The sequence below is a fragment of the Collinsella aerofaciens genome, from assembly GCF_015552075.1.
Classification (GTDB): Bacteria; Actinomycetota; Coriobacteriia; order Coriobacteriales; family Coriobacteriaceae; genus Collinsella; species Collinsella aerofaciens_Y.
In genome coordinates this window covers 1-6988 of sequence record NZ_JADNDZ010000061.1, presented here as the reverse complement: position 1 = coordinate 6988, position 6988 = coordinate 1, and the positions used below count along the sequence as shown (strand labels likewise).

Here is a 6988-nt window from a genome sequence, read left to right as displayed (position 1 = left end):
CATGCCCTCATGCAGGAGGGCTAGCCGCTCAAAAAGCGTGCGCGCTTCCGATGCTCAGGCTGCTCAATTTCCGATGCTCTTTTTGCTCAAATCCTCTTGACGAAACACATGCGCTCCGAGGCGTCGTTCGCGGCGATATGCGGGGCCTGCCCCATCCCCGCCTCGAGCGGGAAGACCGTGAGGCACAGGCTCAACAGGGGCGGCGACCGGCAGGCGAACAGCGCGCTGCACGAGATCGCGAGGCAGAGGGTCATGCGCGACCCCGAGACCGCCGAGTACGCCGAGAGGGCGAGGGCGCGGGGGAAGAGCGACAGGGAGGTCATGAGGTGCCTCAAGCGCTACGTGGCCAGGGAGGCGTACCGGGCGCTGATGCGCCCGCACGAGATCAGGAGGCCCGAGGACGCCTCGGAGCTCGTGGCGGCCAGGCGCGCGGCGAAGGTCAGCCAGGTGAGGGCGGCGTCCATACTGGGCACCAGCGAGAAGTACATCTCGATGCTGGAGAGGGGCCAAAGGGAGCTCAAGCCCATAAGGAGGGCCTACGAGGCGTGGGTCGAGGCGGGGCTCCCGCTCGATTGGGACAGGCAGGCCTTCGAGGCCGAGCGCAAAATGGATTCTAAAAAACACCTTGCCAAATAGGAGCGTCAGACCAGGAAACCCCCTTATCCGCGGCTCCGAAGGAGCAGGATAAGGGGGTTTCCATGGTCGAGGACGTTCTGAAAACTAAGTCCAGCGCGGGCCCGGACGATAACAACCGGCTACAGGTCGATGTGCGATTCCTTGATCGGGAACGGCTCCGCGAAGTGGCACGCGCAGCAGTGGCCCGGGGCAACTTCCTTAAACTCGGGAAGCTTCTCGGAGCAGATACCCTGCGCGATCGGGCAGCGCGTGTGGAAACGGCAGCCGGTCGGCGGATCCAGCGGCGACGGCGGATCGCCAGCGAGGATGATGCGCTTGCGGGTCTTCTGGATATCTGGATCGGGCACCGGCACGGCAGACAGCAGCGACTGCGTGTACGGGTGGTGCGGCTCACTGTAGAGCGTCTTCCAGTCCGAAACCTCGACCATCTTACCCAGATACATAACGGCAACACGGTCGGAGATATGCTGCACGACAGAGAGGTCGTGAGCAATGAAGAGATAAGCCGTACCGAACTTGTCCTGGAGCTCCTTAAGAAGGTTCAGAACCTGGGCCTGAATGGATACGTCAAGTGCAGAGACAGGCTCGTCACAGATGATCAGCTTGGGCTTCAGAGCGAACGCGCGGGCGATGCCGACACGCTGGCGCTGGCCGCCCGAGAACTCGTGCGGATAGCGGTTGATGTGCTCGGGGTTCAGACCGACGACGTCCAGCAGCTCGCGGACACGCTCGATACGCTCTTCCTTGGTGCCAACGCCATGAATGGTCATGGGCTCAGAAACAATCTCGCCGATGGTCATACGAGGGTTGAGCGAAGCATAGGGATCCTGGAAGATGAACTGCATCTCGCGACGCATGTCCTTGATCTCGTGCTTGCTCATCTCGGCAACGTCTTTGCCCTGGAAGAACACTTTGCCTGCCGTCGGCTTGGTCAGGCGCATGATGGTGCGGCCCGTGGTGGACTTACCGCAACCAGACTCGCCGACCAGGCCAAAGGTCTCGCCCGGATAAATCTCGAACGAAATGTCATTCACAGCAGAGACGACACGCTTGGAGAAGCGCTTGGCGAACATGCCGGACTCAGCGGGAAACTCCTTAGAGAGGTGCTCGACCTTCAGCAGCGGAGTACGCTCGTTGGTATCTGCCATTACGCCTCGCCTCCCTTCTTGGAATCCTTACGCGTACGGGACGTCTCAGGAGCGTTCTTGAGGAACTCGGGGTCACCGGAGTAGTGGCACGCAGAGTAATGACCAGACTCGGTGACAACGCGCTCGGGGCGCTGCTTGCGGCATTTATCGGTCGCATAGGGACAACGAGGCGAGAACACGCAGCCCTCGGGCAGGTTCATGAGCGAAGGCGGGTTGCCGTGAATCGGCGTCAGCGGCTTCTTCTCCTCGATGGCCTGCTCCGGGATGGAGCGGATAAGACCCCAGGTGTAGGGATGGCGGCTCTCGTAGAAGATTTCCTCAGCAGTACCGAACTCGACGGGACGGCCGGCGTACATAACCATGATCTTGTCGGCCATATCGGCAACGACGCCCAGGTCATGGGTGATCATGATAATGGCGTTGCCGTTCTTCTCCTGCATCTCCTGCATGAGCTCGATAATCTGAGCCTGAATGGTAACGTCCAGGGCCGTCGTGGGTTCGTCGGCAATCAGGATATCGGGGTCGCAGGCAAGAGCCATAGCGATCATGACGCGCTGACGCATACCGCCAGAGAACTGGTGCGGATACTCATTGACGCGCTTCTCGGGCTCGGGAATACCAACGAGGTCCAGAAGCTCGGTGGCACGCTTGAGCGCCTCCTGCTTGGAGTAACCACGGTGCAGACGAAGGCCCTCGCCCACCTGCTTGCCGATCTTATAGACCGGGTTCAAGGAGGTCATAGGATCCTGGAAGATCATCGCGATATCGTTACCGCGAATGTGCTGCATCTCTTCCTCAGTCATCTCGAGGATAGAACGACCGCGATAGCGAACGTCGCCGCCCTCAATCTTTCCCGGAGGCATCGAGATGAGGCCCATGATGGTCATGGCGGTCACGGACTTACCAGAGCCGGACTCACCGACGACGCCCAGGGTCTCGCCGCGATCGAGCGTGTAGGAGACACCGTCGACAGCGCGAACGACGCCATCCTCGGTGTGGAAATACATCTTTAGGTCATCGACCTCGAGCAGATGCTGGCCCTCGGGAACCGGCTGGTCCTTCAGGTCCACATAGTCCTTGTTCTTCTTCATCCTTATGCGTCCTTCATCTTGACGTCGAGGGCGTCGCGCAGACCGTCACCCAACAGGGTGAAGGCGAGCACCGTCGAGAGAATTGCCAGACCGGGCATGATCATCATCCACGGAGCAGTCAGAAGATACTGCTGACCGTCCTGAATCATGGAGCCCCACGAAGGCGTAGGCGGAATAACGCCCATGCCGAGGAAGGACAGAGCGGACTCGGTCAGAATGGCGCCACCAATGTTCATGGTCGCGTAGACCACGATGGAGGCGACGGAGTTCGGGAAGATGTGACGTACAACGATACGAGCATCAGATGCACCCATCGCGCGCGCAGCATCAACATAGTCGTTTTCCTTGACCGTCAAGATTGCAGAGCGGAAGACGCGCGCAATCGAAGGCCAGCCAAGAATGCCGATGGCGATAAAGACGTTCTGAAGACCACGGCCGATAACGGCGATCATGGCGACAACGAACAGCACGTACGGGAACGCCAGGAAGATGTCCGCACAGCGCATGATGATCGTATCCCAGATGCCGCCGTAGAAACCGGCCAGAGCACCCATGACCAGACCAATCAGCGTGGAGATCGCGGTGGCCATAATTCCGACGGACAGCGAAACGCGCGCACCGTAGATAACGCGGACGAGAATGTCACGACCAAGGGCGTCGGTGCCAAACGGGTGCTCGGCACACGGAGCCAGCAGCGACGTCTCGGCCATGGTGGTCGAGTCGGAAGCTGTCGGCGAACCGAGCCAGGGCTTAGCCCACAGATCTGCGGTCAGGGCAACCACAACGACGATGATGATCCAGCAGACACCGATAACGGCGAGCTTGTTCTTGCGAAGACGCTTAAAAGCGTCGCCCCACAGCGTGCGGGACTTGGCGGGAGCAGATGCGGCTTTGGTGGCGGTAGCCTGCTCCTGAGACTGAGAATCAGTTTCCTGCATGAGACGTACCTCCCTTAGGCCTTATCCGACGGACCGCCAAGGCGGATGCGCGGGTCGAGGAATGCATAGCTAATGTCGACGAGCAGGTTGATCACCATAACGACGACGACGATGAGCGTAACGCCGCCCATAACGATGGGCCAGTCACGCATGCTAATGGCGCGATAGACCTCATAGCCGATACCGGGCCAGTTAAAGACCGTCTCGGTCAGGATGGCGCCCGAAAGCATACCGCCAAAGTCGACACCAATATAGGTAACGACGGGGATGAGTGCATTCTTAAGCGCATGCTTGACGATGATCGCACGATTGGAGAGACCCTTGGCCTTTGCCGTACGGATGTAATCCTGGTTCATGACGTCAAGCAGCTGCGAGCGCATGATGCGCGCAGCATAAGCGGTCGAAACCGAAGCCAGCGTAATGGTCGGAAGCACATAGTGCATCCAATCCTGATACTGAGAGCTGGAACCGCCGGCACCCGAGATCGGCATGGAGATTGCACCGCCCGTGGCGTCCTTGAGGATGACGCCAAAGAACAGCTGCAGCAACATACCGAGCCAGAAGGCCGGGACCGCAACGAGGATCGACGTGGTGAGCGTTACCAAAATATCCCAGAAGGAATAACGCTTTACCGCTGAAATGATACCCGCACCGATACCCATAATTGCCTCGAGCACGATGGCGCACGCGGCAAGTTTGACCGTATACGGATACTTCTGGGCAAAGATATCCGTAACCGGCAGCTTGCGCTGATACGAATTGCCCAGATCGCCATGAAGCAGGCCGTTCATGTAATACAAGTAACGGTCCACAAGCGACGTTTGAACGGGGTCGCCGTTCTCGTCAAGGATCGCGTTGCCGTCCTCGTCCGACTGGACCAGGTGATAGCGAACGCGAAGCTGAAGCTCCACCTCGGGGGACAGAGCCTTGTCTCCACCGATCAGCTTGATCGGATCTCCCGGCACGATATTCTGGAGGGCGAACAGAATCAGCGTAACGCCCAAAAATACCGGGATGAACTGAAGCACACGTTTAACGATGTACTTACCCATACCACTCCCCTATCTAGGGATTAACCTAAATGGGATGCCGATCGCCAGACCGGCATCCCAAAATTACGATCAGCCAGTTTACCCCAGGTTAGGGAGAACTGTATGTTTCCCATGAGGTCTACGTAAATACTTGACCCTCACGGAAGCTGCAAACTCTTAGGCGAGCTCAGCGGTACCCAGCTCGGCGTGCTTCTGCGGATCGACATAGAGGTGCTTGATGCGATCGGAGCCGACGATGGTGTGCGTGTAGAACATCACCGGGATGACCGGGCAGTCGGCAGCGACCATAGCGTCAGCCTCCTGCATCTTAGCGACGCGCTCTTCGTCGTCAACAGTAGTGCGAGCCTCGTTGACCTTGGCGTCGAACTCGGGGTTGTTGTAACCGGAACGGTTGTCGGCACCGAGGGAGTCAGAGTGGAACAGCGGATACAGGAAGTTGTCCATAATCGGGTAGTCGGCAATCCAACCCAGACGACCGAACTGATAGTTAAAGTTCTGATACTGCTCGAGCAGGGCAGACCACTCAGGGGTATCGGAGACAGCGGTAACGCCAACCTTGGCGAGGTCGCCGATGATGGACTCCATGATCTCCTTGTGACCGCCGTCCTGGTTGTAGGACAGGGTCACGCTAATGCCACGATCCCCGTTAGCGCCAGCGGGAGCAACCTTGTCGAGGTACTCGTTAGCCTTGTCGACATCGTAGGCGCAGAACTCCCATGCGCCCTCCTTGTAGCCATCGATGCCCGGAGGAACAATGCCGTCGGCAGGGGTACGGGTACCCTTGAAGATGGTCTTGCAGATGGCCTCACGGTTGATGGCCAGGGAGATGCCCCTACGCAGGTCGGCGTTGTTGAACGGCTCGGCCGTGGTGTTGCAGGTCAGATAGTAGGTGGAAGGCTCGGCGCCGAGCAGCATGCGCTCGCCGTCACCCATGGTGTAGCCGTCCTTGGACACGCCGCGATCCTTCTTGGCGGCATCGATCTGAGCGACGGGAACGTCGCAGACATCGAGGTTACCGGCCTGGAACTCCTTGTAAGCAGTCTCCATGTCCTTGATGACCTGGAAGTGGATGCCATCGATCTTGGCCTTGTCGCCATAGTAATCGTCGAACTTCTTAAGGTTGATCTCCTGACCATCCTCCCACTTGCCGTCCATCATGAACGGGCCGTTACCGACCGGTGCAAGATAGAAGCTCTTGACATCGGACTCGGCGCACTCGGGAACCGGGGCCAGAGCCGGGTGAGAGGCGACGAAGGGGAAGTCGGCGTAAGCGGAAGACAGCTTGACGACGAGGGTCTCATCGTCGGGGCAAGTAACACCGCTGAGCTCGGTAGCGTTACCGGCAAGCAGGTCGTCATAGCCCTCGACCATAGAAAGGTGATAGGAGACCTCGGAAGGGCCGTACTCGGTAGCGATGGCCGACTTGGTGTTGACCAGACGCTCCCAACTGAGCTTGAAGGACTTGGAGGTAACGTCGTCACCGTTGTGGAACTTGGCCTTCTTGATCTTGAAGGTGAACTCGGTGGCGTCGTCGTTGGCCTCAAAGGACTCGCAAGCCAGCGGAACAATCTCGCCCTTCTCGGCGTCATAAGAGGTCAGAGCATCAAAGAGCTGGTACTCGACCTGAGTGCCCTGGTCCTCCTGGACGTTATAGGGGTCGATGCAGACCGGGTTGTTGATGTAGAAGTTCAGCGTCGAAACGGACTCAGAACCGGAAGCGTCGCCGCCCTTCTTGCCGCATGCGGCAAGAAAAGCCATGGAGCTCGCAGCAAGGGTACCGCCGACAAAGGCGCGACGACCCATAACGGGCTGGTGGAACATAGAATCAGCCATGCCATCCTCCTTATGAGATAGGACAAAGTAAGTTCGGTCGGGCAACGTCAAGACAGCCCAATCGAACCATTCAAACGCGGTCCGCCGTTTTGGCTGGTTATACAAAGCGGGCCAACGTATTGCAATACTGTAGCGCATTTTATGCACGATTTGGGGCTAATTCCGGTTAACGGTCGAGATTTTCTTTAGTTGGGCGAAGTATATGAGGATATTTTGACTCTGTTACAAATATGTAAATCAGAACCACCCTTAAAAAGGGTGGTTTGCTCTTAGGGTATAACCCACGGGCC

5 protein-coding genes and 1 pseudogene are annotated in these 6988 nt (G+C 58.3%); 1 reads left to right on the top strand and 5 read right to left on the bottom strand.

Annotated elements, in window-relative coordinates; all coding sequences use genetic code 11:
• Positions 1 to 84 precede the first annotated feature (84 nt).
• Positions 85 to 375, top strand: a pseudogene (locus I2D41_RS10015) (transposase); the annotation flags it as partial.
• Positions 376 to 755: 380 nt separating this feature from the next.
• Here I2D41_RS10015 and I2D41_RS04415 read toward each other — a convergent pair.
• From I2D41_RS04415 to I2D41_RS04395, 5 genes are all read right to left on the bottom strand, one after another.
• Positions 756 to 1784: an ABC transporter ATP-binding protein gene (locus I2D41_RS04415; protein WP_022094888.1), complete on the bottom strand. Its 1029-nt coding sequence runs from the start codon at positions 1782 to 1784 to the stop codon at positions 756 to 758.
• Positions 1784 to 2875: an ABC transporter ATP-binding protein gene (locus I2D41_RS04410; RefSeq protein WP_195363666.1), complete on the bottom strand. Its 1092-nt coding sequence runs from the start codon at positions 2873 to 2875 to the stop codon at positions 1784 to 1786. Before I2D41_RS04410 ends, I2D41_RS04415 begins: the two co-directional genes overlap by 1 nt.
• A 2-nt stretch (positions 2876 to 2877) precedes the next feature.
• Positions 2878 to 3813, bottom strand: coding sequence for an ABC transporter permease (locus tag I2D41_RS04405; protein WP_035138881.1), 936 nt, complete (start codon positions 3811 to 3813; stop codon positions 2878 to 2880).
• Between the two features lie 14 nt (positions 3814 to 3827).
• Positions 3828 to 4865 (bottom strand): ABC transporter permease, encoded by a 1038-nt coding sequence (locus tag I2D41_RS04400; protein ID WP_195363665.1) that lies wholly within the window; start codon positions 4863 to 4865, stop codon positions 3828 to 3830.
• 156 nt (positions 4866 to 5021) lie between these two features.
• Positions 5022 to 6698 (bottom strand): peptide ABC transporter substrate-binding protein, encoded by a 1677-nt coding sequence (locus I2D41_RS04395; RefSeq protein ID WP_195363664.1) that lies wholly within the window; start codon positions 6696 to 6698, stop codon positions 5022 to 5024.
• Between the last annotated feature and the right edge of the window lie 290 nt (positions 6699 to 6988).